Annotated in this window: 22 protein-coding genes, 2 pseudogenes and 2 riboswitches; of the genes and pseudogenes, 15 read left to right on the top strand and 9 right to left on the bottom strand. The window is 65.5% G+C overall.

Features of this window, described 5'->3' with window-relative positions; all coding sequences use genetic code 11:
• Window positions 1–760, bottom strand: a 760-nt coding sequence (locus tag L0G76_RS02780; RefSeq protein WP_304355834.1) for an NAD(P)-binding protein, incomplete at its 3' end; no start/stop codon positions are given.
• Between the two features lie 75 nt (window positions 761–835).
• On the opposite strand from L0G76_RS02780, the gene L0G76_RS02775 reads away from it, so the two are divergent.
• The gene (locus tag L0G76_RS02775; RefSeq protein ID WP_304355833.1) at window positions 836–1,162 is read left to right on the top strand and encodes a hypothetical protein; all 327 of its coding nucleotides are present in this window, start codon (window positions 836–838) and stop codon (window positions 1,160–1,162) included.
• 72 nt (window positions 1,163–1,234) lie between these two features.
• Here L0G76_RS02775 and L0G76_RS02770 read toward each other — a convergent pair whose 3' ends face one another.
• Window positions 1,235–2,713: an FAD-dependent monooxygenase gene (locus L0G76_RS02770; RefSeq protein ID WP_304355832.1), complete on the bottom strand. Its 1,479-nt coding sequence runs from the start codon at window positions 2,711–2,713 to the stop codon at window positions 1,235–1,237.
• A gap of 235 nt (window positions 2,714–2,948) precedes the next feature.
• Here L0G76_RS02770 and L0G76_RS02765 point away from each other — a divergent pair, with 235 nt between their 5' ends.
• The 4 genes and pseudogenes from L0G76_RS02765 to L0G76_RS16240 all read left to right on the top strand — a co-directional run.
• Window positions 2,949–3,398 carry a MarR family winged helix-turn-helix transcriptional regulator gene (locus L0G76_RS02765; RefSeq protein WP_304355831.1) on the top strand — a complete coding sequence of 150 codons (450 nt, stop codon included), beginning with the start codon at window positions 2,949–2,951 and terminating at the stop codon, window positions 3,396–3,398.
• 93 nt (window positions 3,399–3,491) lie between these two features.
• A complete protein-coding gene (locus L0G76_RS02760; protein WP_304355830.1) occupies window positions 3,492–4,646 on the top strand; it encodes an LLM class flavin-dependent oxidoreductase in 1,155 nt (384 codons plus the stop codon).
• A complete protein-coding gene (locus L0G76_RS02755; RefSeq protein ID WP_096159609.1) occupies window positions 4,646–5,212 on the top strand; it encodes an NADPH-dependent FMN reductase in 567 nt (188 codons plus the stop codon). The genes L0G76_RS02760 and L0G76_RS02755 overlap by 1 nt, the downstream gene beginning before the upstream one ends.
• A 30-nt stretch (window positions 5,213–5,242) precedes the next feature.
• Window positions 5,243–5,401, top strand: a pseudogene (locus L0G76_RS16240) (hypothetical protein); the annotation flags it as partial.
• 188 nt (window positions 5,402–5,589) lie between these two features.
• Here the strand turns inward: L0G76_RS16240 and L0G76_RS02745 are convergent.
• Window positions 5,590–5,937, bottom strand: a complete 348-nt coding sequence (locus tag L0G76_RS02745; protein WP_304355829.1) for a hypothetical protein — start codon at window positions 5,935–5,937, stop codon at window positions 5,590–5,592.
• A gap of 191 nt (window positions 5,938–6,128) precedes the next feature.
• On the opposite strand from L0G76_RS02745, the gene L0G76_RS02740 reads away from it, so the two are divergent.
• Window positions 6,129–6,641: a hypothetical protein gene (locus L0G76_RS02740; protein WP_304355828.1), complete on the top strand. Its 513-nt coding sequence runs from the start codon at window positions 6,129–6,131 to the stop codon at window positions 6,639–6,641.
• A 106-nt stretch (window positions 6,642–6,747) separates the two neighbouring features.
• On the opposite strand, the gene L0G76_RS02735 is transcribed toward L0G76_RS02740, so the two are convergent.
• Window positions 6,748–7,578 carry an ABC transporter permease gene (locus L0G76_RS02735; protein ID WP_304355827.1) on the bottom strand — a complete coding sequence of 277 codons (831 nt, stop codon included), beginning with the start codon at window positions 7,576–7,578 and terminating at the stop codon, window positions 6,748–6,750.
• The gene (locus L0G76_RS02730) at window positions 7,556–8,101 is read right to left on the bottom strand and encodes a DrrA family ABC transporter ATP-binding protein (RefSeq protein ID WP_304355826.1); all 546 of its coding nucleotides are present in this window, start codon (window positions 8,099–8,101) and stop codon (window positions 7,556–7,558) included. The genes L0G76_RS02735 and L0G76_RS02730 overlap by 23 nt, the downstream gene beginning before the upstream one ends.
• Window positions 8,102–8,134: 33 nt before the next feature.
• On the opposite strand from L0G76_RS02730, the gene L0G76_RS02725 reads away from it, so the two are divergent.
• Entirely contained in the window at window positions 8,135–9,706 is a 1,572-nt protein-coding gene (locus L0G76_RS02725; RefSeq protein WP_240516202.1) for a recombinase family protein, read from the top strand.
• A 44-nt stretch (window positions 9,707–9,750) separates the two neighbouring features.
• Here the strand turns inward: L0G76_RS02725 and L0G76_RS02720 are convergent, their stop codons facing one another.
• Both L0G76_RS02720 and L0G76_RS02715 read right to left on the bottom strand, forming a co-directional pair.
• Window positions 9,751–9,951 carry a hypothetical protein gene (locus tag L0G76_RS02720; RefSeq protein WP_096157499.1) on the bottom strand — a complete coding sequence of 67 codons (201 nt, stop codon included), beginning with the start codon at window positions 9,949–9,951 and terminating at the stop codon, window positions 9,751–9,753.
• Window positions 9,952–10,947: 996 nt separating this feature from the next.
• Window positions 10,948–11,151 (bottom strand): hypothetical protein, encoded by a 204-nt coding sequence (locus L0G76_RS02715; RefSeq protein ID WP_018022526.1) that lies wholly within the window; start codon window positions 11,149–11,151, stop codon window positions 10,948–10,950.
• 205 nt (window positions 11,152–11,356) lie between these two features.
• Window positions 11,357–11,473, top strand: a riboswitch (TPP riboswitch).
• Between the two features lie 34 nt (window positions 11,474–11,507).
• Here L0G76_RS02715 and L0G76_RS02710 point away from each other — a divergent pair.
• The 7 genes and pseudogenes from L0G76_RS02710 (at window position 11,508) to L0G76_RS02680 (ending at window position 16,630) form a co-directional block, all read left to right on the top strand.
• Window positions 11,508–11,981, top strand: coding sequence for an NUDIX hydrolase (locus tag L0G76_RS02710; protein WP_018022527.1), 474 nt, complete (start codon window positions 11,508–11,510; stop codon window positions 11,979–11,981).
• Complete coding sequence (gene thiD, locus L0G76_RS02705) at window positions 11,978–12,787, top strand: bifunctional hydroxymethylpyrimidine kinase/phosphomethylpyrimidine kinase (protein ID WP_018022528.1); 810 nt, start codon at window positions 11,978–11,980, stop codon at window positions 12,785–12,787. Before L0G76_RS02710 ends, thiD begins: the two co-directional genes overlap by 4 nt.
• Window positions 12,788–12,859: 72 nt before the next feature.
• Window positions 12,860–13,330: a nucleoside 2-deoxyribosyltransferase gene (locus L0G76_RS02700; RefSeq protein WP_018022529.1), complete on the top strand. Its 471-nt coding sequence runs from the start codon at window positions 12,860–12,862 to the stop codon at window positions 13,328–13,330.
• On the top strand, window positions 13,320–14,327 hold the full coding sequence (locus L0G76_RS02695) for a thymidylate synthase (RefSeq protein ID WP_096167725.1): 1,008 nt from the start codon (window positions 13,320–13,322) through the stop codon (window positions 14,325–14,327). Before L0G76_RS02700 ends, L0G76_RS02695 begins: the two co-directional genes overlap by 11 nt.
• A complete protein-coding gene (locus L0G76_RS02690; protein WP_081610377.1) occupies window positions 14,324–15,079 on the top strand; it encodes a class I SAM-dependent methyltransferase in 756 nt (251 codons plus the stop codon). The genes L0G76_RS02695 and L0G76_RS02690 overlap by 4 nt, the downstream gene beginning before the upstream one ends.
• Window positions 15,080–15,505, top strand: coding sequence for an NUDIX hydrolase (locus tag L0G76_RS02685; RefSeq protein ID WP_026159443.1), 426 nt, complete (start codon window positions 15,080–15,082; stop codon window positions 15,503–15,505).
• A 135-nt stretch (window positions 15,506–15,640) separates the two neighbouring features.
• Window positions 15,641–15,760, top strand: a riboswitch (TPP riboswitch).
• A 94-nt stretch (window positions 15,761–15,854) separates the two neighbouring features.
• Window positions 15,855–16,630, top strand: a pseudogene (locus tag L0G76_RS02680) (3-oxoacyl-ACP reductase).
• Window positions 16,631–16,854: 224 nt separating this feature from the next.
• Here the strand turns inward: L0G76_RS02680 and L0G76_RS02675 are convergent.
• Window positions 16,855–18,312, bottom strand: a complete 1,458-nt coding sequence (locus tag L0G76_RS02675) for an MFS transporter (protein ID WP_096157496.1) — start codon at window positions 18,310–18,312, stop codon at window positions 16,855–16,857.
• 425 nt (window positions 18,313–18,737) lie between these two features.
• Between L0G76_RS02675 and mobF the strand changes: the two genes are divergently transcribed.
• Window positions 18,738–22,181, top strand: coding sequence for a MobF family relaxase (gene mobF / locus L0G76_RS02670; RefSeq protein ID WP_164742864.1), 3,444 nt, complete (start codon window positions 18,738–18,740; stop codon window positions 22,179–22,181).
• Between the two features lie 63 nt (window positions 22,182–22,244).
• On the opposite strand, the gene L0G76_RS02665 is transcribed toward mobF, so the two are convergent.
• The gene (locus tag L0G76_RS02665) at window positions 22,245–23,189 is read right to left on the bottom strand and encodes a prolyl oligopeptidase family serine peptidase (RefSeq protein WP_304355825.1); all 945 of its coding nucleotides are present in this window, start codon (window positions 23,187–23,189) and stop codon (window positions 22,245–22,247) included.
• Between the last annotated feature and the right edge of the window lie 284 nt (window positions 23,190–23,473).

The raw sequence follows: 23,473 nt of genomic DNA, 5'->3' as shown, positions 1-23,473 counted from the left end.
GTGCGATACGTATGACTTCGGCTCCCGTGACCGCAGTTGCCCCGTGCTGTTCTGCGACGGCGAGATAGTTGAGGTCCAAGGAGTTCTTGGCTGATCTGTTGCATCCCAGTACGCATTCTCCGAGAAAGGCACACCCCCTCTGATCCACGCCATGAAGGTTGCGCGACCACGATTCCGATGGACCGAAGCGGACCGCGAGGTTCGGGCGAATCATTGCCGGTCTGATCTGCGTCTGCTCGACAATGTCTTCGACCAGGTTCGTGCGAGCCGGCACGACACCGGTCCGCTGATCGGGCTGCACGGGATTGACTCCGAGCATGGTGCCGGCCAGATCGTAATAGGGGTCGAGTGCCTCACGGCGCAGGGCCGTCGGCCAGCGATTGTCTTGTGTCTGCGCGGCGGGTCGTGCGAAGACATTCGCATAGACGAGGGAGCCACCGCCCCAGCCGGCGGCCTGCAGTGAGAGCATCGAATCCAACCAGCGAAGGTCGTACAGCCCGTGCCCCGCCTGCCAGAGCCAGCCCTCCTCGAGATCAGTCGATCGTGGGAACTGCCCGGGAAACCACCGTCTGCCGCGTTCGAGAACGGTGACTGAGAACCCGGCTTGAGCCAATCGGGCAGCCGCCACTGCTCCCCCGAATCCACTGCCAACGACTATGACATCAGCATGTTCGCTCTCGGTGATGGTCTCTGCTGATGTGGTCTCTGCTGATGTGGTCTCTGCGTTGTCGCTGGGTTTCGCGCTGCTTCTGGTGCGCATGAGGCTCCTGACGGCCCGGCTCCGGTGGCTGGATAGGTGTGAGTCTACGGGGTGAGCTGCTCAGAAGGTGCCGCCGTGACCACGGCGTACACAGAGTTCTTGGGGTGTCGAAGCGACGAACGCGGGCGCGAACTCACGGCAGCATTCACCGACTCCGAGGGACGGGCCGTCCCGATTGACGAGGTCGAGGCGACACGAGTGCGGGAACCGCAACGGGACACGAGGCGCGTTGCCGCAGCCTCACGCCCCACGCAGCGCATTCGCGATCACGACTTCCGCCGTGTCGCGAGCTTTTCCGACAGCCTCAACGCCGCCGTTGAGTGCCGCGACGACCTGAGCACGACGGTGCCCCGCACGGCCTGCTGTGGACTCACGCCGACGAAGTCAACACCGCTCTGCTGAGATTCGTTCGGAGCTGAGAACGAGGCCGCCGTCCGCGCGGACGAGCTGGTCAGACTGTCCTTTCACGGCAACTCAGGAACCGAACCAGAATGTGAGTGCCTCGTTCAGCCCTTCCGTGGTGGATTGACCGACCCACGCCACGTAGCCGTCGGGGCGGATGAGCACAGCTGTGGGTGCTGGAACCTCACCGATCACCGGCAGCTCCCACGCACCGTAGTAGCGCGCATCGACACGCTTGACTCGGTCTGCCCAGGCGGAGATGTCGATATCACCGGGATCGCCGAGGTTGAGCAGCACCGGAATGCCCCCGTGGAGAAGCGTGTATGTCCGAAATGCCCCTGCCGGGCTGTGGAGATCCAGGTCGGGTACGCGGCGTCCCACCAGCGGGTGTTCGTCCGCATCGTGTTCGCCACCGGTTTCGCGTCCTTGTCGGCTTTCGTAGTGGATGGCGAGCCCGGACAGGTCACCGGCGAGAGACTTGCGGGGCTCGTCCATGTGGAGCCAGCCATCGATCACTTCGTTGAGGGCCTTGACGCGTTCGTCCATCCGCATGAGGGCCGTCTGTGCCAAGTTGTGGTGAATGACTTGCGCGCCGACGGCGTGACGCTCCCAGTGATAGGTGTCGAGGAGGCTCTCTGGCGAAGTCCCTCTCACCACCTGGGCGAGCTTCCAGCCCAGATTCGCGGCATCTTGGACACCTGTGTTGAGACCCTGGCCGCCGACCGGGGAGTGGACGTGCGCCGAATCACCGGCCAACAGCACCCGATCGGAACGATAGGTGGCGGCCTGTCGAGCCATGTCGGTGAAGCGAGAGATCGAGCTGGGGGCGCGGGCACCGAAGTCAGTCCCCCACGCGCCGATCAACCCGGCACGCAGATCATCGAGGGTGGGTTCTGCGCTCTCCTGCGGTTCCTTCTCAGAGACGACGAGACTCGCCCGACCATGCGGGAGCTGGCTGAACGCCTGCGTACCGAACTCGTGATGGTGGACACCCCAAACCGGTTCCTCGGTCAGTTCGACCTCGGCGATGAGACTGCTCATGGTCGGCTCCCACCCGGGAAAGTCGATCCCGGCAGTCTTTCGGATCAGACTGCGCCCGCCGTCGCAGCCGACGATGTAGTCGGTGCGCAGCTCGCGGCCGTCGGAGAGCCGGACGTCGACTCCGCTGCGATCCTGGTCGAATCCGGTGACTTCGACGCCGTACTCGATGCTCACCCCGAGCTCTTCGACCCACTGAGCCATGATGCGTTCGGTGTGCTGCTGGTGCAGCCCCAGGCCGTACGGGTGCCGGGACGGAAAATCGATGATGCCCAGGCGCGTGTTGCCGAATCCCAGCACCTGCGAGATTTGGCCCGCGTCCAGGAAGCGATCGACGATGCCTCGCTGATCGAACATCTCAAGGGTCCGCGACTGCAGTCCCAGCGCACGCGTTCCGACCAGATCCTGGTTCTCTCGTCTTTCGACAAGTTCGCTGTCCACCCCTGCCAGGGCCAGCTCTGCGGCCAACATCAATCCGGTCGGCCCGGCACCGACGATGATCACTTCAGTCACAACAGCTCCACTCTCTCAGCACGAGGTACAAGTATCCTTCGCAGATGGGGTCTTGCCGCAATCCCCCATCTGCACTATAAAGTAGACAGAGGCAAGGAACTTCGAGGTCCTTGCCTCTGTCGGCTCTTCGCAGCCTATCCGGCGTGGGAACTCGCTTGGGCCCACCGAGTCCAAACGGTACATTGACGGTGAAGGGACATCGCCGACGCGATCGGCCCGACAGTACTGGGGGCACATGGAGGATCTGTCGCTGAGCACTCTGATCTGGCTGCGGATGGTCCGCTTCGTCCAGAACAGCAATCAGCTCTCCCACGACCACCTGCGCCGGTTCGGTCTCACACTCGCCCAATTCGAAGCTCTGGCCCACATCCGCAACTTTGCGCCGATCACTCAAACCGATCTGGCCCGCGGCCTGACCGTCACCGGCGGCGGCATCTCCCGCATGCTCACCCGGCTCGAGGCCGAGGGCCTCATCTCACGGCAGCAGGACTGGAAGACCAAGCACATCTCGCTCACCGAAGAGGGCGCCGAACTCCTCGAACGGGCCTATCCCTCACAGCTCGAGCAGCAGGCCTCACTCTTCGATGAGGTCCTCGATGAGGCCGAGAAGACGCAGCTGCACGCACTGATGAAGAAGCTCTACGAGAACAGCCTCGCGCGCCGCGGGGATGACGAGCAGCCCTAGGGAATTTTTCTCGGCCACTATCAGTTGACATGGCAAACGATAACTTTCGGAGTCGACTTCCCGTGTCGACACCTGCGTGACTGAGGAGAGAAATTGCGCGAACCGACCGGACAGGCTGTGCCCACCGACCAAGCCACGCCCACGCCCACGATGGACCGCCTCGGGTTCAACTCAGGTCAGGGACTGCAGTTCGGGATGTACAGCCTCGGCGATCATCTGCCGAACCCGGCCGACGGGTCACGGGTCGGTGCCGGCGAGCGCATTCGCGAGTTCATCGGCTACGCGCAGGCGGCCGAGGACGCCGGCTTCGACTTCGTCAGCGTCGGCGAGAGCCATCAGGAGTACTTCGCCTCCCAGGCCCATGCGGTCATCCTCGGCGCGATCGCCCAGGCGACGAGCACCATTCGCATCGGCAGCACCTCGACGATCCTGAGCACCTCGGACCCGGTGCGGGTGTTCGAGAACTTCTCGACCATCGATCACATCTCCGAAGGTCGGGCCGAGCTCGTCGCCGGTCGGGCCTCTCGAGTCGGACTGTTCGAACTCCTCGGCTACGACCTGCGCGACTACGAGGAGCTGTACGAGGAGAAGTTCGATCTGCTCAACCGAATCAATCGGGAGCAGCGGGTCACCTGGAGCGGGCAGTTCCGCGCACCCCTGAACAGCGCCGAGGTGCTTCCCCGCCCCGCGCAGGACCAATTGCCGATCTGGCGAGCCGTGGGCGGCGCCCCGACGAGCGCGATCAAGGCGGGCCTGGCCGGGGTGCCCATGGTCATGGCCCACCTCGGCGGGACCACCTCGTCGTTTCGGCCGACGGTCGACGCCTACCGGGAGGCGGCACGTCACCAGGGATTCGACCCGGCGGCCCTGCCGATCGCGACCGCAGGCTTCCTTCATGTTGCCGAGACTTCGCAGGCGGCACTGCGCGGGCTCTACCCTCATATCAATGAGGGAATGAAGCACACGAACGGTCAGGGCATGCCCAAGCAGCTCTTCGCACAGGCGGTCGATCCGCACAGCATCGTCAACCTCGGCAGTCCGCAGCAGGTCGTGGAGAAGATCCTGCACCAGCACGAGGTATTCGGACATCAGCGCTACCTCGGTCAGATCGACTTCGGCGGCATGCCCTATGACCAGGTGATGCAGCAGATCGAGACCATCGGCTCGGAGATCATTCCCGCCGTGAAGAAGTACACCGCCACCGAGGCGACACCCGCCGATGACGGCTCTGCGCAGGAGGCCAACTGATGAAACTCGTCGCCTTGTCCGGCTCGAACGTCGGCACGAAGACCCGGACCGTCATGGAATACGTCTCCCAGGCGGTGATGGCCCAGAACCCCGACGTCGAGGTCACTCTCATCGACCTCGCCGAAGAGGACATGGTCTTCAGCGACGGACGGAACTACACCGAGTACACCGGCGACACCCGTCGTGTCACACAGACGATCATGGACGCCGATGCCCTCGTCATCGGCACCCCCATCTTCCAGGCCTCGATCCCGGCGACACTGAAGAACATCTTCGACCTGCTGCCCGTCGATGCCTTCCGTGACAAGATCGCGGCCATGGTCGCAACCGCGGGATCGGCCAAGCACTATCTCATCCCCCAGCAACAGCTGAATCCGATCCTGAGCTATATGAAGGCCCAGGTCGTCCACCCCTATGTGTTCGTCGAGGAGAAGGATCTGCTGCGCAATCAGATCGTGAACGACGATGTCCTTGCCCGTCTCGACAGACTGGTCGAGGACACGCTCGTCCTCACGCGAACCTATGCCTCGATGAGGGAGGAGAAGGAGGCCTCGTACGGGTTCTGAGCCCAGAGTCCGGGAAGCACTCGAACGGCGCTGATCGACTCGGGTGACAGGCGACATCATCACCGTCATCGCCCGCATCGGCCTCGGCTCCATCTGCATCGCCACGGCTGGCAGAAGTTCAACGAATGGACCGTTGCCGGAACTTCCGAATCGTTCTCACAGATGGGCGTGCCGCTGCCGGGGATCGCCGCACCCATCTCCACCTTCGTCGAACTCACCGGCGGTGCGCTGCTGCTCGCGGCCATGGGGCCGGGTCTCGGCTCAGCGTCGACCGTGTTCTCTTCTCCGCAAGAAGACCAAGCCGGGATGGCGTTCCGCCGAGACCCGGGCGGTCGCCGAGGTGTGATAGCTCATGGCATCCGCCCCGAGACCGACTCTCAGCGCTTCGCGCGTGCCGAGAGTCCGGCAAGAAGTACCGGCACCGCGAGAATGAGCGCCCATGCAACTCGGCGCAAACGCTGCTTGCCGCAGACTGCGACCTCGAAGGTCGATTCCGCCTCGCTTCGCGTCAGTCGGGCCTTCTGCTCGGCACCGACAGCGACATCCGAGGGGTCGGTTCTGTGCTCCTCCCATATATTCACCGGGTAGCCGGTCGTCGGTCCGACGGCGGGGAAGCAGATGAAATGCTCACCTCCGTAACTGCTGCCGTCGGCGCCGAGACTGCCAAGAGTGGGCAGGACAAGCAGGAGCGGGTCATCCGACGGGTCCTCTTCGGATTCAGACATGGTCACAGTGTGTTCAGCACCTCACCACGATGTCCATGCACGAACGGCCATCACCGTCCGTGCCCGCGAAATCACAGCCGACCCTCCCGTTCGCGGGCATCCGGCTGAGGATCGTCCGGAGCTTGTCTCTGCGGCACCGAGCGCCAGACACTGGATCCACCAGGAGCGGGGACGAAGGGACAGAGCAGTCGATGACACCTCAGGCCATTTCCTCTGAGATCTCCACCGATCTCGACAGGCGCAGGCGCCAGATCACGGCGGGTTTCGCCCGCTTCTACTCCCCGCTGGCCGTACTGACCTTCGTACTCACCTTCTTCCCCTACTACAAGTCGGATCCAGAGGAGTCGACGCAGTACGGCAGCCTATGGCAGGAGGCAACCCGAACCGGGCACAGCTACGACATCATGGCCGTGATCATCTTCCTCGCCATCGTTGCGCTGCTCACCCTCGCCGCCGTCGAGATGCTCGGCGTCGTCGGGCTCATCGCGACAGCGGTCCTCACCCTGTCGATCGGCACTCTTCTCTGGACGGCTCCGGGTTTCTCCGATCCGCCGGAGCACTCCCATGCGGGCATCCTCGACATCACCATCTGCCTCATCGGCACGGTGATCCTGCTGAGCAATGCAGCCTGTCTGCTCGTCCTCGCCCGGGTTCAGAAGCGCCGGACCGCCTCGGCGACGGCAGCGGATTCCTCGACGCGGTGACCTGCGCGAACGATACCGGCGGCGGGGACCACGCCTCGCCCTGCGCTGCTCGGGCTCGCGCCACCGCTCTCATCGTCGACGCGACCGTCATGTCCTCGTGCGACCGTCATGTCCTCGTGCGATACAGGCGCATCGTGATCGGGGCCAGCACCGCTGTCAGGATCGCCGAGACGATGAGCACCCAGGTGATGTCACCGAGCGTGGCGGTGCCGTACATCAGCTCCCTCACCCCGGTGACCAGATACGAGACGGGGTTGATGCTCTGAGCCCAGGTCTGGAGGCCCGACGGCATGGTTGCGGGATCGACGAAGATGTTGGATGCGAAGGTCAAGGGCATCAAGAGCAGCATGGAGACTCCCATGACAGCGTTCGGGGTCCGCATCAGCAGACCGAGGATCGTGAAGATCCAGCTCAGGGAGAAGGCGAAGATGAGCAGGAGCACGATGGCCAGAACGACTCCGAGCACACCGCCTTCGGGCCGGAATCCGAGGAGCAGTCCGAGGCCGATGGTGATGATCGAGGCCACCGTATAACGCACGCTGTCGCCGAGCAGGGCTCCGACGATCGGGGCCGGTCGCCAGATCGGCAGGGACCGGAACCGGTCGAACACGCCCTTCGTGATGTCGGTGTTGATCGTGAACCCGGTGTAGACGGTGATCAGGAGCACTGACTGCACGAGGATGCCCGGCAGCAGGAACTGCACATAGGTCTGCGGGTCGCCGGCGATGGCGCCGCCGAAGAGATAGACGAACATCAGGGTGAAGATCACCGGTGTGAGGGTGACGTCCATCAGCTGCTCGGGCACATGTTTGATCTTCAGCAGCGCCCGATGGGTGAATGTCAGCGTCACCGCCGGCGCCGAGGGCCGTTTGGGCCGCCGATCGACTCGGATGACCTTGCGCAGTCGATCGTCGTCACCGATGTTCGGCGTCGTCATCGGCCACCTCCTCGGTCTGCTGCTCAACCGGCCGTTTACCGTCACTGCCGGCCATGGTGCCGGTGAGTGCGAGGAAGACCTCGTCGAGGCTGGGCTGTCCCAGTGAGAACTCCGGCACGGAGATTCCGGCCTCATTCATCTGCGGCAGCAGTCGCGCCGCCCGGTCCTCCATCCCCTGCGGGATGCGGGCCGAGAGCGCGTACGGGTCGGTGGGACGGGTGATCTCATCACCGACGATCCGGTCGATGACTCCTGCCGCCGCCTCCCGCTGCCCGGCGTCGGCGAGCCGGAGGTGAACGCTTCCGGCGCCGACGGAGGTCTTCAGCTGCGGGGCCGTGCCCTCGGCGATCAGCTTGCCCTGGTCGATCACCGCGATGCGGTCGGCCAGCTGATCGGCCTCCTCGAGGTATTGGGTCGTCAGCAGCACCGTGGCCCCCTCGGACACGAGCAGACGGACGATGTCCCAGACCTGGTTGCGACTGCGGGGGTCGAGCCCGGTGGTCGGCTCGTCGATCAAGTTCAAGGGGCAGAGGGAAGGCAGACGCACCTGATGTCCATGAACACCACCACAACGAACACCAACACGACCACGACGAACAGGCTCTTGGAGCTACCGCTGCTCACGCCGGAGTTGCGGACCGCGGTCGAGCGACTCCGGGAGATGGCCGAGGACGACTGGACCGCTTCGATCCTGTATGGGCGGGCCTCACAGGACCGGCACAAACTGATGCGCTCGATCGATGACCAGCTCACTGACATGGTCGGCTGGTGCCTGCCGATCGAATGGTACCCGGAGGCGATCGTCCGCGATGCTGACCGGTCGGCCTCGCAGTGGCGCAGGCGCGAACGCGAGGGCTTCGACGAGGCCATGGCCTTGATCGAGTCCGGCAGGTATGGCGGCTTTGCCTCTTGGGAGCCGTCTCGTGCCGGGCGCGATATGGAGGTTTACGTGCAGCTGCGCAAGGCCTGCCAGCGCGCCGGGGTCCTCTACCTCACCCACGGCAGGGTGTATGACTTCTCCCGCTCCGATGACACGTTCATGATGGGCTTCGAGTTCCTCCGCGCCGAAGCGGACGCGAACACGATGCGCGAGCGGCAGTTGCGCACAGTCAAGCTCAACGCGGACAAGGGCCGCCCCCACGGTCGCCTCCCGTACGGATACCGGCGGGTCTACGACCAGCACACCGGTGTCCTGCTGCGCCAGGAACCCGACCCCCACACCGGGCAGATCGTCCGCGATGCCGCCCGTGATGTGCTGGCTGGTAAGTCCATGTACTCGATAGCGATGCGGTTGCAGGATGCTGGGGAGCCGACACCGAAGAAGCCGTGGGCCGAGAGTCCCCGCGGCTGGGATACCTACACCGTCCGCCAGGTCCTCCAGAACCCCACCATCGCCGGCAAGCGCGTCTACCGCGGTGAGGTCATCGGCCAGGCGCAGTGGGAGGCGTTGATCGAGTGGGAGGACTTCCAGAAGATCCAGCGCCTGTTCGCCGATCCCGGACGTCTCGTCAAGGGCGGTGGCGGGATGGCCGCGAAGACGCTCATGGTCCACATCGCCCGCTGCCACTACTGCGGCCGCCCTTTGAAGCGGGCCACGATGCGGAAGAAGGAGAGGACTCCGGCGGTGAAGTACCAGTGCCAGTTCCGGGGGTGCTATAAGACGATGATCTCCCAGCCGGGCCTGGACGCCTATGTCGAGCAGGTCGTGCTGGAGTGGTTCCAGAACCCGACCAACCTCGCCTGGCTCACCGGCGACGACGACGGCGACTGGCTCAAGGTTGCCGAGGCTGCCGAGCAGAAGCGGGCGGCGTTGCAGGCCCGCCTGGACGAGGTCATCGCCCAGTACGCGGCCGGGAGTCTGAACCTCGACACGCTCACGAAGCTGGAAGCCGCGTTGCGGCCCCAGATCGCCGAGGCCGAGCAGGCGCTCATCCCCCCGGTGACCGACGAGCGGGTGCGTGCCCTGGTCACCGCCGAGGATGTGCCTGCCGCGTGGGCGGGCCTGCCACTGTTGGAGCGGAGGAAGATCATCAAGGCCACGTTCAACGTCCGCATCCAGCAGACTCAGAACCGGGGCCAGAACGCCTTCGAGCCCGAGCGGGTACTCATCGAGCCCCGCGCACTCTAAAGGACGTGGGGCTCGATGCCGAGACGGTCAGGATGCCGGGTGGGTCAGGTGGCGTCGCCGCGGAGTTGGTGGCGGATCAGCTCGGCCTGCTCGGCACTCATGGGCGGGAACCGGGAGGCTGTGGTCTTCGCGGCCTGCCGGATCGTCTCCCGGTCGGTGTCGGTCAGGGCCTCGTCGTCAATCGCCAGGCGCGGCCTCGTCGTCGTGGTGGGCGTATGGGTCTGGGGTGTCGGGATACTGTTCATACCCGACAGGTACGCCCATACACCCGAGGTTCAAAAACAGCAATCACTGCATCTAGCCATCCGCGCAGGAGCGAGCTACTATATGTGGATGGTCAGTGCTGTCGTGCCCTTGGAGGCCCCGAAAACGGGGTCGGGCACGGGGGTGCCGATTCGGCGCCCCCGGAGCAGTCACCAGCGGAACGTCACGGTGGTGAAAATTGTGCACCACCGTCAGCCCGCTGTCGTCGTCTCCGGCAGCACGGTTGTGGCAATTTGCCACCACCGTCGACCTGCCCTCGTTCTTGACGGTGGTGCCACGGTGGCACCACGGTCGGCTCGAGCCCACGGGGGTGAAAATTTTCCACCCCCGTGCCCAAGCCAACGGTCCCGCAAATTTTGCAGGACCGTGCCCGCGCCGGGGGCCGGTGAACGGCTCCGGAAATTTTCCGGCCCCGTTGCCCCTGCACGGTTCGCACCTGCGGATGGCATGGTGGTGCCGATTCGGCACCACCATGGCCTGCCCGCGCGAGGCGTACGGCGCCGCCACAGTGGCGGCACCGTGGGCGTCCCCCTGGCACGGTGGGAGGAAATTTCCTCCCACCGTGCCAGGGGTTTCGCCCTGAGAGGTTGGCCTGCGTCGTGATCAACGGGTCCGCCCATTTTGCGGACCCGTTCTCCTCGCCCGGACGTGACCGGGCCGCCCGCACGCTGCTCTCGTTCCGCTCGCCTGTGGCGGTACGTTGAGTGTTCATAGTCCGAGTCCTCGGTCATGTGGCCCCCGCCCCTGGTCTGGTGGACCGAACGGCGGGTCGGGGTCGAGGCGGTGTGCTCGCCGCTGCAACGCCGCTCGCAGCTCGTGATCCAGGGCACCTATCTCGCGCCGTGGGCGGTCTCGGCTTCCTTCCACGCCGCCGGGTCGGTGTAGCCGGGGATGTTGACGAGCACCTCGGTGCCGGGATACGTGTAATGATCCGGCATCACCGTCCACCCCCGCCCGAGACATTGGCCCGCGGCGTGTTACCGGGTGATGCCGTGCTTCGCGTCGATCTGCGCCAGCCGGACGGCGATGGCGTCATCGGCGGACATCTCTCCAGTGAGCACCTTGCGGCCCAGGGCACGGTCGGCGTCAGTCTCCTCTTCGCTAGCCATCCGCTGGCTCGCAGTGACCTGCGCTTCGAGCCGGTCGATCTCGGCCTGTTCCAGGGCCTTCGTCGTCGCCATGACCTGTCCTCCTTCATGCTCGCCCGACACCTTCCATTCTACCGTCCAAGGCCGACACCGACCAGTGACTCCACCCGTGAGACGGGCACTTGCTCCATCGGGCACAGTCGCAGCACTGGATAGGTGCGCAGCCGATCCCAACACCAGCATCCCGCAGCGGGCAATCCGCGCAGGGTGTATCTGTGACGGCATTCTGGTAGATTCGGGTTGCACCGAGGGGTGTCCCGTCAAGGGGCTGAGATACCACTGGACGTTGTCAGCGTGGTGACCCTAGAACCTGATCCGGATCATGCCGGCGAAGGGACTGGTCTAGCAGGGCTTCTTTCCTTCGCTGGCCTCCCCATTAGGAGGTTACAGTGTCCCATTCTGTTGTCGGCCCCGCGACGTCCTCAGTCGAGGTGCGCCCGAGGGTCGCGGTCATTTCCGTCCTCATCAAAGATGACCATGTCCTCTTGGTGCGTCGCGCGAACCCTCCTGATGCAGGATTCTGGGGATTCCCGGGCGGGAAGATCGAATTCGGAGAAACGATCACCAAAGCCGCCGAACGCGAACTCGGTGAAGAAACCAGCATCATCGGTCAGGCGACCGGTGTTTTGACTTCCGTTGACGCGTTCAGCCGAGACGAGACTGGACGGTTGGACAGTCACTACGTGCTTATCGCCGTGCTCTGCCAGTGGCGCTCGGGGCAACCCCACGCTGGCGACGACGCCCTCGAAGCACGCTGGTTCCCCCTCGACGAGGTCGACGAGGCCCGCCTGACTCTGAGCAAGGATGTCGCCGAGGTCGCCCGCTACGCCGCCACACAGCAGCAGAAGGAAGTGCACGCATGACGATCAAGAACGTCCTATCCATCGCAGGCACCGACCCCACTGGCGGGGCGGGCATCCACGCCGATCTCAAAGCCTTCTCAGCGAGGGGCACCTACGGTATGGCCGCGATCACCGCGGTCGTGGCACAGAACACGCGCGGTGTGCGCTCGTTCATGCCCCTTGATCCCTCTTTCGTCGGTGAGCAGATCGATGCAGTGTTCGACGATGTGCGCGTCGACGCGGTAAAGATCGGTATGGTCGCCAACGCCGCGATCGCCGAGGTCATCGCCGAGCGCCTGCAATACCACGAAGCCGAGACCGTGGTCCTTGATCCGGTGATGGTCGCCAAGAGCGGCGACAGGCTGTTGGACGACGATGCGGTCGCAGCCATCCGAGACACGCTCGTGCCACTGGCCACGATCATCACCCCGAACCTTCCCGAAGCCGCCGTGCTCCTCGACACCACAGATGTCACCCGCTTGGGGCAGATGGAGGACCAGGCCACCGGGCTGCGTGGCCTTGGCTGTCAGTGGGCGCTACTCAAAGGCGGGCATCTCACGAACGAGACGGTCAGTGTCGACTACCTCGCCGGCCCCGACGGGATCTCCACCTACACCTCTCCCAGGATCGAAACCCTCAACGACCACGGCACCGGCTGCACCTTGTCCTCGGCGATCACCGCACTGCTGCCTGACCACACCGTGCCCGAAAGCGTTGAACGGGCGAAGACCTACCTGCACGGCGCTCTCGTTGCCAGCGACCGCCTCGACGTCGGCCAAGGTCACGGTCCCCTGCATCACTTCCACCAGCTCTGGCCGCGCGGGTAGGGATGCAGAACAGCCCCTCCTCGTTCCGATCGGTAGAGCTAACCACTTCGACTCATGAAAGGAGCCGTGACGATGACGCGAAAGATGTTTCTCGCCGGCCCGTTCAAAGCTCTCGTCGACGCCGACACCCATGTGATGGGCGACGCCGCGATCGACAAGTACACCTCGATCATCGACTTCTTCGAAACCCAGGGGTGGGATGTGCACTGCGCCCACCGCAGAGAGCACTGGGGCCGTGAGTTCATGGAACCCAGCGAATGCACACGCATCGACTACACGGAGATCGCCGCCTGCGACGTCTTCGTCGCGTTCCCCGGCGCACCGGCATCCCCGGGCACGCACATCGAGATCGGGTGGGCCTCCGCCTGGAACAAACCCATCGTCTTACTCCTCGACGAGGGAGCCGAGTACGCGTTCCTCGTCCGAGGCCTCTCAGCGGTCGCCGACGTCCAGATGATCACCATCGATCCCGAGCAGCCCACCGGACCACGCATCCTCACCGCGATCGAGCACGCGCAGGCAGGAGCCGTCAGTGAAGCCTGAGTATCCCGACCTCCACACGCTCTACCTGGATTCCCTGCGACAGGTCTACACCGGGTTCGAATACCAGAACAGTCCCCGCGGGCAGGACGAACGCGAAATCATCGGCTACACCGCACGCCTGACCAACCCGGCCCGGCGGTACTGCTTGGCCAGGTCTCGTCGGCAGAACATCATCTTCAACTACGCCGAAGCACTGTGGTACCTCTCAGGGAAGAACGACCTCGACTTCATCCGCACCTACGCACCCTCGATGAGCCGGTACAGTCCCGACGGCCTCAGCCTGCCGGGCACCGGGTATGGTCCCAAACTGCTCAGACACGTCGGCGACGAGACTGCGATCGAACGAATCGTGAACACCCTCCGCGAGGATGACCCTGCGAGCAAGCGTGCCGTTCTGCAGATCTTCGACGACTCCGAAGACATCTACCGCCGCAACATCGACGTCTCCTGCACGCTGGCTCTCCAGCTGTTGCGCCGTGAGGACCGTCTGCACATGGTCGCGTTCATGCGCGCCAACGACGCGTACATGGGACTGCTCAACGACACGTTCTCCTTCACGTTCATCCAAGAATTTCTCGCCTCGATGCTGGGCCTGACCCCGGGTGTGTACATCCACAACGTCGGCTCGATCCACATCTACGAAAAAGACCTCACCAAGGTGCACACCCTCCTCGGCGGCGATGATCAGACGATCGTGGAGGAACCCAGCACTCTTCCACGGCTGCCCTCGGGGGCGAGCCTGGACCAGGTGCACCAGGTCCTCGCCCTGGAGAAGTCGATCCGTGCAGACGAGCTCCCAGGCCGCGCACTGGCGACCCTTGATCTTCCGGAAGCGTGGGTCGACATTGTCCGCCTGTTCTGGATCCACCGGCAACTCCAATACCAACGACCAGTCGACCCATCGATTATCGGCGACCTCCATCCCCTCCACCGGGAGCTGGTCGTGAGCCGATGGCCCAGCATCGAAAACGCGCGTGTGAGGGCGGTGCAGCAGTGACGACATCATGGACGACTCCGGCAGTCTCAGCAGGGTTCGATGCCTATGACGACTATGTCGAAAACCGACTGGCTTATACCCCGCTCGTCAATGACCTCCAAACTGCTTGCGGCCGAGGGGGGATCGTGCTCGATTATGGGTGCGGCAGCGGAAAAGTCTCACGACGCCTCCTCGACGCCGGAGCCGCAGCACAGGTCGTCGGAGTCGACATCAGCACCGACATGATCACCCTCGCCCGGGCGCAGACCCCGCAACCGGCCGCGCGATTCCACACCATCGACAGCGGCCACGTTCCCTACCCGGATGACACATTCGATGCGATCGTGTGCTGCTTCGTATTCATCAACGTGCCCACACGCGAGGAACTGAGAGCGATCGCCCGCGAGCTCGCCCGAGTGCTTACACCGACCGGCAGACTCTTCATCGTCGATAGCAACCCGGCGGCCACAGGAGTACCGTTCCCGACCTTCCGCAGCGGCGAGCCCGGCAGAGGCTACCGTGACGGAGACGAACGCAAGGTCAGCTTGCAGATCCCCGGCACCGGGATCCTCGAGCTTGTCGACCGGCACTGGTTCATCAGCACCTACGAGGCGGTGCTGACCGAGGCCGGCTTCACAGTCGACAAGGTCACCGACCGCGGAGCACAAACCGTAGAGGACGTCGGCTCCCAGGCACCTATCGACCATCCACCGTTCATGCAGATCACAGCCCACCTCCAAGACCACTCCGAGTCGACGATCGGGGCGGGGTAGATGACGCGCGACGCTTCCTACCCGAAGCCGGCGACGCTGGCGGCAGTGGTCCGAAAAGGACGTGTACTCCTTATCCGGCGTGCCCACATGCCCGACGCCGAGCGCTGGGCATTCCCCGGGGGCAAGATCGAACCCGGCGAGACCCTGACCGCCGCGACCGCGCGCGAACTCGCCGAGGAAACAGGAGTCCTCGCCACACCCGGTGATGTCTTCGATGCTGTCGACGTCATCGATGCCGACCACAATCTGCATTACGTCCTGATCGCAGTGCTCTGCCGATGGGAACGAGGGGAACCGGTCCCGGACGATGACGCACTCGAAGCGGCATGGTTCACCCTCGAGGAAATGGCTGCGATACCGGTCGCGGAAACATTCAACGTCCGCGCTATCGCCCAAACCGCGCTCGAGCTGGAACGCAAGCAATAGGAACACTCAAGAAGCCAGAATGCCCATTTGCCGGATAGCACGTAGTGATATCAGGTGTTCTGTGACAGCGATTCCAGTAACGAAGAATCAGGCCGTCCGAAGCTTGTGGAGAGTGTGGTTTCCGTGATGTGATGGTGGCGTGACACGGGGCGCCGCCCGTTCCAGCTTTCGAGCACGGGACGTGGTCGGCTGAGATGACACCCGTTGAACCTGATCCAGTTAGCACTGGCGAAGGGAATGTCCGGACTTTCACCCGCCGACAATGTTGGCGGTGTCAGCGCACCGAAGAGCAACTTTCGCTCTTCGGTGCGCACGGGTTGCCTTCGCCTCGATATCGAGAGGCATACACATGGCACACACTATTCTCCCCCTCACCGAGCAGATCGTCCTCGTCACCGGCGGCGCCCGCGGACTCCGAGCTGCGATCACTCGCGCGTTCCTGGCCCAGGGTGCGCGAGTGGTCATCGACTACCACACCTCCCAGGACGCCGCGGAGGACCTCGCCGCCGCCCACCCCGGAAAGGCGATCGCAATCCGGGCTGATGTCCGCGACCGCGCCCAGGTCGATGCCCTCGTCGCTGAGGCCGCCGATCGCTTTGGCGGTCCGATCACCACGGTCGTGAACAACGCGCTGGCTGACTTCTCCTTCAACGGCGACGCCCGCTCCCACGCGGACCAGATCTCCTACGAGGAGATCACCGCACAGTTCACCGGCTCCGTGCATGGGCCTCTCAACGTCATCCAGGCCACCCTTCCCGGCATGGTCGAGGCGGGCTTCGGCCGGATCGTCAACATCGGTACGAACCTCTTCCAGCACCCCGTCGTGCCCTACCACGACTACACCGCGGCGAAAGCAGCGCTGCTGTCCCTGACACGCACCTTCGCCGACGATCTCGGCCCGCAGGCCATCACGGTGAACATGGTCTCCGGGGGCTGCTGCTGACCACCGACGCCTCGGCGGCGACCCCTGAGGCGGTCTTCGAGGGCATCGCCGCGGGCACCCCGCTGCGGGCGGTGACGACGCCGGATCAGCTCGCCGACCCAGTCGTATTCTTCGCTTCCCCGTGGGCCAGGGGTGTGACGGGTCAGAACCTCATCGTCGACGGCGGACTCGTCAAGGGGTGAGCGGCGTGGAAGGCAAGCAGGCCCACTTCAACCTCTTCATCCACGGTGTCGGTCATCGCAGCGCGGCCTGGTGGTCACCGCCACGTCGTGCAGCGCAACGACCGACTGCGCCTCGTCCCTGAACACCGTGACCACGCCTCTCTCATCTCACTCTTCGTTTAAGCAGAGCCCCTGCAGAAGCCCCGTTCATTCCCTTGACGGACACGCCGTCAACACCCTTCGGTCTAGATTTCTGGGGCGCTCTTCTCTCCGTGGGCTCGGAGCATGCCGAAGGCGACGAGGCCCGCCGCGAGCACGGTCAGAGCGATTCCGCCCCAGGTGACCGCGAGTCGGAACTCCGCGGTCTGCTCGGTCGGCCAGGCCGATGCGGTGAGGTGCCCGGTGAAGATGGCGGCGAGGAAGGTTCCGCTCAGGGCGATGCCCACGGCGGTTGCGAACTCGCCGGCTGTATCGGCCAGGGCCGCGCCGACGGTGGTCCGGTCTTCTGGAACTCCTTTCATGACGTTGGTTCCCGCGACGACGCCGACGACCCGCATTCCCGCCGCGACGAGCACGAGGGCCACAGCGATCCAGACGTATCCGACGCGTCCCAGAAGCGCGTAGACGGCCAGGCCCACGACGACGGCAGAGGCGCTGAGCCAGGCCGCTCGATCGAGTCCGAGCTTGTCGACGAGGATCGAGATGACGGCGCCGCCGGCGACGAGGACGATCACTTGCGGAAGCATGCCCAGTGCTGCCTGGGCGGGCGTCCATCCCCAGTCGAGCTGGAGCTGAAGTGCAACGAGGTACCCGATACCTGCGACGGCGAGGTTGGCTGCGCCTTTGAAGGCCAGTCCGCTGGACACGAGCGGGCTCGCGATCAGCTGCAGGTCCAGCAGGGGGTATTGGAACGAGCGCTCGCGCCAGGCGAATGCTGCCGCGAAAGCGATGGTCGCGGCCACCCCGGCCCAGGGGAACCAGGTGTCTGCGCCCACTTCGACGAAGAGGGCGGGGGCGAGCAATGCGGATGCGATGGCCGCGGTGCCCAGGATGGCTCCCCAGATATCGACAGGATCGCGGTGCAGCTCTTCTGGCCGGTCGGCGGGAATGCCTTTGCGGATCGCGATGAAGGCGATGGCTGCGATCGGCACGTTGACCAGCAGCAGGGTCTGCCACGGTGCGATGGCGAGGACGAAGCCGCCGGCGATCGGGCCGACGGCAAGGCCGATGAGTCCTACGGTGGAGATCACCGTCATCGCGCGTACCCGGAGGCGGTCATCGGCGAAGAGCCGGAACGCGAGAGCCAGGGAGCCCGGCGTGGTCATCGCGGCGGCCACCGCCATCGCCGCGCGAACGGCGATGAGCTGCCCGGCAGTGGCCACGAAGGCTGTCGCGAGACTCGTCATCCCGAGCAGCACGAGCCCGGCCAGCATCATCTTGCGTCGGCCGATGCGGTCGGCGACGGCGCTGAGCGCGAGCATCAATCCGCCGAACACGACGGAGTACACGCCAGTCACCCATTGCAATGCGGTGGCGGTGGCCTGTAGTTCCCGGCCGATGGTGGGCAAGGCGACATTGAGGATCGAGTTGTCGAGCATCTCGAACAGGAACACGGCCGACAGCCCGGCCAGCGCGATCCACGCGTCCTTCAGCGTGTGAGGCGGCTGCGCGGCCTCGGACTGGTGGCTGGGACGACGAATCATGGGTCACTCCTTCTCGGTGAAGAAGTGACGGGCCGTTCGTCCCGTGTGTGCTCGTGCGCTCTGTAGAGAGCCTCGTCTTCAACAGCGACGCACGTTTTTACTTCCGATGATCCCAGACTACCACTCGAGCGACACGCGTTTCAGGAGGCGAGCCTCCCCGCCCCTTCCTCCTGGTCCTAGTGTCTGTTCGACCTCGCCACAGTCTCAACACTCGTCTCCGCCCTCACCCTGACTCCTCCATACCGGATCGCTGGACCACCCAGAGCTGTCTCGACTCATCGGCTCCAGCCCGGCAACTCACCCTCGCGATGGCCTCCCCGATCAGCCCCGCCGCCTGAAGACACAAATAAATGGACGCATGTTACCGGCGGTAGTGCCCGCGCACCTTCCTCACGAAGCGACTCGTGAGGAAGGCGGTGACCGGCATGAAAGGCGGCGTGACCCTCTTTCGTGGACCGGGCACGGCCGCTCGCCGGTACCTCGAATCCGACCGGTCGACCGCGGATGACTATTACCTCGAAGGCGGCACGGCGCTGGCGGACTTCACCATCACCAACGCCGCCGGTGAGGTCGTCGCGAACACCGGGCTGGACCCGGAGCAGTACGCGGGCTGGGTGGACTGGACCCATCCGCTGACCGGGGAGCGGATGGGCATCCCGCGCGAGGCTGGCGAGGTCCGGAAGGGCTCCCCGCGGTTCGCGGAGATGGTCGTCAACACCCCCAAGAGCTTGTCGATCGCCGCCGCCCTGCACCCGGAGGTCTCTGACGCCCTCGACGCCGCGCAACAGGAGGCGGTGGCCGAGATTCGGCGGTGGCTGGCCCAGCACGCCTACACGCGGGTTGGCCCGCGCGGGGAGCAGGAGATCGTGCCGGCGGAGTCGTTGCAGACGGTGGCCGTGGTGCACCGCACCAGTCGTGCCGGTGACCCGCACCGGCACGTGCACTTCCAGATCGGCACCCGCGTGCCCGCCGCGGGCAAGTGGCGTGCCCTCGATACTGCGGTCCTGTTCAAGCAGCAGGGCGCGATCCGTGCACTCGGTGCCGCGGTGATCGCCGCCCACCCGCAACTGGCCGCAACCCTGGACCGGCACGGGCTCACCCTCGATCCCGTCACCGGGGAGGTCACGGAGCTGGAGCAGTTCAACCCGGTGATGAGCAAACGTGCCCATCAGGTCGAACGCAACCTGAAGCAGTTGGAGGCCGAATGGGAGGCCGCACATCCCGGCGAGGAGCCCGGCCCCGTCGTCCGCGCGCGGCTGCTGCATAAGGCGTGGGCGCATGAGCGGCCGAACAAGAAACCGTCCGACCTTGGCAACGAAGACGCCTGGCGGCAGGAGCTGGTCGAGGCCGGTTACGACCCCGAGACCCTCACCCGTGCACCGACACCCGTGCGGGTGTCCGTCGATGACCTGCGCGTGCAGGAGGTCGCGAACCGTGCTCTGGACCGGGCTGCGGCGGGTGGGTCGACGTGGACGGTGCACACCGTCCGCGAGCACGTCACCCGCATCACCACCGACCACGGCGTGCAAGCGACACCTGCGGAGTTGCGCGAGTTCGTGCAACTCGCCACCGACCTTGCAATAGGAGATTGCTTCTCGGTGCTCCCGCCCGATGCCGTGCACCCTGAGCATGTTGCACACCTCACCTCGCTGCGGGTCGTGCAGGCTGAGACGCAGTTGCGTGACCGGCTCGAAGCGCAGGCCCCGAATCGCGAGCCTCGCCGCCCCGACCTCAGTACGCACGCCGCCAGGCATGGACTCGACGCGGGGCAGGCTGAGGCTGCTGCCGCGGTCGCCTCCCGTGACCCGCTCGTGGTCGTCGAGGGGGCGGCTGGGTCGGGGAAGACGACCATGCTCGCCACCGCCATCGAAGCCCTCGAACGCGACGGCGGGTCGGCGCGGGTGGTGACGCCAACGAAGAAGGCCGCCCAGGTTGCCGGTGAGACGTTGAAGGTGCCGGCTGATTCCGTGGCGGCGCTCGTGTACGCGCACGGGTTCCGGTGGAATGACGACGGTGTCTGGACCCGCCTCAAGCGCGGCGAGACGGACCCCACGACTGGCCGTGTCTACACGGGGCCGCCCGAAGGTGCACGGTTGGTGCGCGGTGAGCGGGTGATCGTGGACGAGGCCGGGATGCTCGACCAGGACACCGCCCTGGCCCTCCTCACCATCATCCGCGAAGCTCGCGCGTCGGTGGCGCTCGTCGGCGACCGCGCCCAACTCCCGGCAGTCGGTCGCGGCGGCGTCCTCGACATGGCCGCGCACATCCGCGGGGCAACCGTGGACATGTCTGAGCTGCACCGCTTCGCCGACGAACAGTACGCGGCCCTGACGTTGCGGATGCGCGACGGGAAGGACCCGGCGGCGATCTTCGACGAGTTGCACGCCCTCGGCTTGGTCCGGCTGCATGCCGACGATGACGGGCTGCGTGAGCACATCGCCGAGCACACGGCCCCCGCCGATGCGGTGACCGTGGCGACCAACGACGAGGCCACCGCCCTGAACGAGCGCATCCGCACCCTCCGCGTCGAAGCCGGCGAGGTCGACGACACCCGCACCGTGACCGGCTCCGATGGTCTACCCATCGGTGTGGGTGATCTGGTGCAAGCCCGGCAGAACGATGCCGAGCTACGGGTGGCGAACCGGCAGGCCTTCACCGTCCAGGGCGTCGGCGAGGACGGTACGGTGCACGCGTTCGAGACCGGCACCGACCGCAAACACAACGTCACGGTCACTCTCCCCGCCGAGTACGTGGCTGAGCATGTGCACTTGGCCTATGCTGCCACCGCCTACGGAGTCCAAGGCGCGACCGTGAACAGTGCGCACACGGTGCTCTCCGACGCCCTCGACGCGGCCGCCGTCTACGTCGGCGTCACCCGCGGAAGCGGCCGCAACGAACTCCACGTGATCGCTGCGGACCTCACGGAGGCGAGGGCGCAGTTCGTCGAGGCGATGGGCCGCGACCGCGCCGACCGTGGCCTGACCGACGCCACCACCCGAGCACACGAAGCCATCGCCGGTCTCGTCAAGGACGGACCAGTCTCGATGATCTCGGAGGAGCTGGCGCGGCTCGACAGGGTGGCGGAGAAGGCGGAGCAGCGGGCGGCCTGGTGGGATAGCGTCGGCGATCAGCTCACTGCGCTGTCGGCCCGGCATCGGGAGGAGACGGGCGAGAGCATCACCGCCCTCGCCACGGCCGAGGAGCACGCCGCCACCGTGCGGGCCAAGACCACCGCGCCGCTCCTGGCCCGAGCAGAGGCCGAGGGCCGCGAGTACCTCGACGCCGCGGGCGAGGAAGCCCGGGCCGCCGGGCGACTCGCGACGGCCGGGTGGTTCGGCAAGCGGCGTGCCCAGCGCGAGCACGACGCCGCCCGCGAGCACACCCAGGCCCTGCGCGGCCGCCTGTCCGCAGAGTGGGGAACCCTGCCACGGCATACGGACGACCTTCACGCGTGGGCGGGCCGTGTCGCCGCCCAGCAGGCCGAGGAGGCCCCCGAGGTGCTGGAGGCCGACGAGACCGTGACCGCAGCGCGGCGGACCCGCACCGGCATGCAGGAGCGGCAGCGCCGCGACCGGCTGACGCTCCTGGCGCGCATCCACGGGGCGGACAAGGTCCGCCGTGACCCCGACCGCTACCTGCGCACAAGCCCCCGCAGGAAAGCAGCCAAGTGGAGGGCCTCGGCCGAAGAGACACGGGCCGAGGCCGCCGAGCTTCGCGGCCTGCCGCCGGATCAGGCCGTGTATCTTATCGAGATCAAACGCGCCGCCGCCGAAACCCGCGAGACAGCACTCCGGGAACGGCAGCTCCCCGAAGATCAAGACCCCACCCGGAGTACTCCCGGCCGAGACGGACCGGCACGCGGCCTCTAGATTGCGGGCCGACCACCTGCTGCTGTTCGAGGAAGGTCCGTGAACCACGTTTCTCCCTCTCCGTCACGGCTCGGTTTGATAGCCGGTTCGGGTCGTGCTGGGCGTTGAGCATGTAGCCGGGTCCGACCGCCCAACTGTTCCTGCGGGTTTGTTCGGTTCGTACGGTGCTCCGAGAACATCGAGCATCCAGGCGTGAGCAAGCGTATTCTCGTCGTCTGCGGCTTCGATTGAACCTCCCGCGAGGTGACCGCCGGGAGTGACTCGTTGGATGACGTGTCCGGGGCGACGTGAGTTCGAGGCGTCGCGATAATGCTGGCTGAAACGATGGATGGCGTCATTGTCAGCTCGGGCGTCGCGCTCAGCCGCACGAATCCAGGCACGTGGGAGTGGATAGCTCTGTGCGGGAAGCTCCTGGATGCGTGCCATGGGCGAGAGGCGTTGGAGGAGATCCCGGATGGCGGGGTCGTGCCGGGGGTCGCCGTACTCAGCCCGGTCGGTTGATGCCAGATTCGATGCCGAATTCGTCAGGGTTGCGAGTGGGTCGAGGAAGGGATGTGCGAGGTGCAGGCCTCGCAGCCATGTTGGTTGACGCAGGCATGCGGTGGCTGCGGTCAGTCCGCCCGCACTGGCGGCGGTCACGACGATGCGGTCGGCCGCGATGGCGGGCAGGGCGCGAAGTCGAGCCAAGCAGGCGAGGAGGTCGTCAATTGTGCGGTATCGGTATTCGCCTGTCGCTTGCCGGTGCCATTGCGGGCCCAGCTCGCCTCCGCCGCGAATGTGACAATAGGCGACGGCCACGCCGCGAGCCAGGAGGTCGTCAGTGAAGGGATCGAAGGGGCCTTCGAGACTGATTCCGTAGGCTCCGTACACGTGGACGACCAAGGGGTGCGTCTGTTCTCCTGGTGGGAGGAAGAGCGTGATCGGGATCATCGTGTCGTCTTCGCTTGCAGCATCAAGACACAGGGCGGAGGCGCGCCCGGTGGACTCTAGGGAAAGGTTCTTTCCCACTTCTGCCGGCACCGCCTGGGGTCGATGTACGGGTGATGAGGCGAGGAGTATCAGTTGCTCGTTGCCCGAGTCGAAGGCCGGGAGCATCGTGCCCGCGGGGGGCGCGGTCCATATAGCTTGCGGTCCGTGGGCTGGCAGCCAGATAGCTTGCCGCCCGTTGGCCCTTCCGATGACAAGGAACGCATCGCCTGACGGTTGGAGATGCTCGGCGGAGAATCCGGACGGGGTCTCGGCCAAAACGTGTTCGCGGCAATAATCCCAGAGCCGCCCATTTGGTCGATCGA

The sequence above is a fragment of the Brevibacterium picturae genome (assembly GCF_030453725.1).
Taxonomy (GTDB): Bacteria; Actinomycetota; Actinomycetes; order Actinomycetales; family Brevibacteriaceae; genus Brevibacterium; species Brevibacterium sandarakinum_A.
This window is presented reverse-complemented; position numbering and strand designations above follow the sequence as displayed.

Excerpts from the sequence above, each read along its gene's own strand:
- L0G76_RS02765 (WP_304355831.1), top strand. The coding sequence starts at position 2,949 with ATGGAGGATCTGTCGCTGAGCACTCTGATCTGGCTGCGGATGGTCCGC.
- L0G76_RS02755 (WP_096159609.1), top strand. The coding sequence starts at position 4,646 with ATGAAACTCGTCGCCTTGTCCGGCTCGAACGTCGGCACGAAGACCCGG.
- L0G76_RS02745 (WP_304355829.1), bottom strand. The coding sequence starts at position 5,937 with ATGTCTGAATCCGAAGAGGACCCGTCGGATGACCCGCTCCTGCTTGTC.
- L0G76_RS02740 (WP_304355828.1), top strand. The coding sequence starts at position 6,129 with ATGACACCTCAGGCCATTTCCTCTGAGATCTCCACCGATCTCGACAGG.
- L0G76_RS02735 (WP_304355827.1), bottom strand. The coding sequence starts at position 7,578 with ATGACGACGCCGAACATCGGTGACGACGATCGACTGCGCAAGGTCATC.
- L0G76_RS02725 (WP_240516202.1), top strand. The coding sequence starts at position 8,135 with ATGAACACCACCACAACGAACACCAACACGACCACGACGAACAGGCTC.
- L0G76_RS02720 (WP_096157499.1), bottom strand. The coding sequence starts at position 9,951 with ATGAACAGTATCCCGACACCCCAGACCCATACGCCCACCACGACGACG.
- L0G76_RS02715 (WP_018022526.1), bottom strand. The coding sequence starts at position 11,151 with ATGGCGACGACGAAGGCCCTGGAACAGGCCGAGATCGACCGGCTCGAA.
- thiD (WP_018022528.1), top strand. The coding sequence starts at position 11,978 with ATGACGATCAAGAACGTCCTATCCATCGCAGGCACCGACCCCACTGGC.
- L0G76_RS02700 (WP_018022529.1), top strand. The coding sequence starts at position 12,860 with ATGACGCGAAAGATGTTTCTCGCCGGCCCGTTCAAAGCTCTCGTCGAC.
- L0G76_RS02685 (WP_026159443.1), top strand. The coding sequence starts at position 15,080 with ATGACGCGCGACGCTTCCTACCCGAAGCCGGCGACGCTGGCGGCAGTG.
- L0G76_RS02675 (WP_096157496.1), bottom strand. The coding sequence starts at position 18,312 with ATGATTCGTCGTCCCAGCCACCAGTCCGAGGCCGCGCAGCCGCCTCAC.
- mobF (WP_164742864.1), top strand. The coding sequence starts at position 18,738 with ATGAAAGGCGGCGTGACCCTCTTTCGTGGACCGGGCACGGCCGCTCGC.